This is a genomic window from Nostocoides australiense Ben110, assembly GCF_001050535.1.
Lineage (GTDB): Bacteria > Actinomycetota > Actinomycetes > Actinomycetales > Dermatophilaceae > Nostocoides_A > Nostocoides_A australiense.
The window spans coordinates 3,415,307-3,417,291 of sequence record NZ_HG764815.1 but is presented as its reverse complement, the minus strand read 5'-3'; the positions used below and the strand labels follow the sequence as shown (position 1 = coordinate 3,417,291).

General features: G+C 70.6%; 3 protein-coding genes and 1 pseudogene. 2 read left to right on the top strand and 2 right to left on the bottom strand.

From position 1 onward, the window contains the following. Together BN11_RS24150 and msrB are read left to right on the top strand one after the other, a co-directional pair. Nucleotides 1-187, top strand: a pseudogene (locus BN11_RS24150) (nucleotidyltransferase family protein); the annotation flags it as partial. Beyond that, nucleotides 184-612, top strand: a complete 429-nt coding sequence (msrB, locus tag BN11_RS16625) for a peptide-methionine (R)-S-oxide reductase MsrB (RefSeq protein ID WP_048699467.1) — start codon at nt 184-186, stop codon at nt 610-612. The pseudogene BN11_RS24150 and the gene msrB, both read left to right, overlap by 4 nt. A 4-nt stretch (nt 613-616) precedes the next feature. On the opposite strand, the gene hemQ is transcribed toward msrB, so the two are convergent. Both hemQ and BN11_RS16615 read right to left on the bottom strand, forming a co-directional pair. Next, nucleotides 617-1,336, bottom strand: coding sequence for a hydrogen peroxide-dependent heme synthase (hemQ, locus tag BN11_RS16620; RefSeq protein ID WP_048699466.1), 720 nt, complete (start codon nt 1,334-1,336; stop codon nt 617-619). A gap of 4 nt (nt 1,337-1,340) precedes the next feature. Further along, on the bottom strand, nt 1,341-1,985 hold a 645-nt coding region (locus BN11_RS16615), incomplete at its 5' end, for a protoporphyrinogen/coproporphyrinogen oxidase (RefSeq protein ID WP_048699465.1).

The following is a 1,985-nucleotide window of genomic DNA, read 5'->3' as shown; positions in this document are numbered from 1 at the left end:
GCGGCCGGGGCACCCGGTGCTCGTCGGCGCGATGCACTTCGCGCCGATGCTCGCGACGCTGCGCGGCGACGCGGGCGGACGCGGCTACCTGGCCGACAAGCGGGGCCTGGTGATCGTCGAGTGCGGCGATCTGGCGAGCGGCGCGGACGTCGACCGTCGGCCCGGCGTGCCAGACTCTGCGGAATGAGCGGCCTGCAGAGCGACCGGAACTATCCCGTCACCAAGTCCGACGAGGAGTGGCGAGCGACGCTGAGCCCGCAGGAGTATGCGGTCCTGCGCGAGGCCGGCACCGAGCGGCCCTTCGTCGGTGAATACACCGACACCAAGACCGTCGGGGTGTATGCCTGCCGGGCCTGCGGCGCCGAACTCTTCCAGTCCGAGACCAAGTTCGACAGCCACTGCGGCTGGCCGAGCTTCTATGCCCCGCTGGCCGGTGACTCGGTCGAATATCTCGAGGACCGCTCCCTGCCCGGGCGTCCCCGTGTCGAGGTGCGCTGTGCCGCCTGCGGCAGCCACCTCGGGCACGTCTTCGAGGGCGAGGGTTATGAGACGCCGACCGACCAGCGCTACTGCATCAACTCCATCAGCCTGACGCTCAAGCCGGCCGGGTAATCAGCTATCGGAGCGCCGCGACGGCGGCCGCCACCTCGACCCGCGGGCCGGTGAAGAACGGCGTCTCCTCGCGCACGTGCAGGCGGGCCCGCGAGGCCCGCAGTTCGCGCATCAGGTCGACGATGCGGTGCAATTCGTCGGCCTCGAACGCGAGGATCCACTCGTAGTCGCCGAGGGCGAAGCTGGCGATCGTGTTGGCGCGCACGTCGGGATAGTCGCGCGCCATCTGGCCGTGCTCGCGCAGCATGTCGCGCCGCTCGGCGTCGTCGATGACGTACCAGTCGTAGGAGCGCACGAACGGGTAGACGCAGACGAAGGCCCGCGCCTCCTCGTCGGCGAGGAAGGCGGGGATGTGGCTCTTGTTGAACTCCGCCGGGCGGTGCAGCGCGAGTTGGCTCCACACCGGCTTCAAGTGCTGCCCCAAACCGGTGCGCAGGAACCGCTGGTATGCCGCCTGCAACGCCGTCGCGTCCGGCGCGTGCCACCAGATCATCAGGTCGGCGTCCGCGCGTAGGCCGGAGACGTCATAGAGGCCGCGGACGACGACATCCTGGCCGGCGAGATCGGCGGAGAGCTCGTCGATCTCCGCGGCGTATGCCGCGCGGTCGGCCTCGCCGAGCCGGGTCTCGATCGCGAAGACCGACCACATCGCGTAGCGGATGGTGTCGTTGATCTCGCGCATGCGGGCGGGGCTCGGCTTGGCCGGCGTGGGGCGTTCGGTCATGGGGTCAGTCTCTCAAGCCGGCCGTCGCCGCCAGGTCCTGCGCTGCGCGGCGGCCGGAGGCGATGACCGCGGGGATGCCGACGCCGTCGTATGCCGCGCCCGCCACCTGCAGGCCCGCGTGGTTGGTGATCTCCTTGCGCAGCAACGCGATCCGGTCCAGGTGGCCGACTCCGTATTGCGGGAGTCCCCCGCCCCAGCGCTGCACGTGCACCCCGATCGGTGCGGGCAGGGTCACACCGAGGATGCCGGTCAGGTCGGTCAGGGCGAGGTCGGCCAGGTCATCGTCGGAGCGTTGCAGGGCGGCCTCGTCGCCGTGCCGGCCCAGGGAGGCCCGGACATAGGTCACGTCGGGGAACTGCTCCGGCATCCACGCCCACTTGTTGGAGCTGAACGTGCTGGCCTTGACCGTGAAGCCTTCGACCGGGGGCACGAGGAATCCGGAGCCGGCCAGATCGGGCATCTGCGCGGAGGGGAAGGCGAAGGTGACGACGGCCGCCGAGGCGGTCTCGATGCCGGCGATCAGTTCGGCCGCCTCCGGTGCGACCGGTTCGAGGAGTTTGCGGGTCGCGGCGGCGGGCGTGGTGAGGATGACGGCGTCGGCGTAGACGTGCTCGACATCGGTCGTCGGACCGCAGGTCAGCCGCCAGCC

Excerpts from the sequence above, each read along its gene's own strand:
- msrB (WP_048699467.1), top strand. The coding sequence starts at position 184 with ATGAGCGGCCTGCAGAGCGACCGGAACTATCCCGTCACCAAGTCCGAC.
- hemQ (WP_048699466.1), bottom strand. The coding sequence starts at position 1,336 with ATGACCGAACGCCCCACGCCGGCCAAGCCGAGCCCCGCCCGCATGCGC.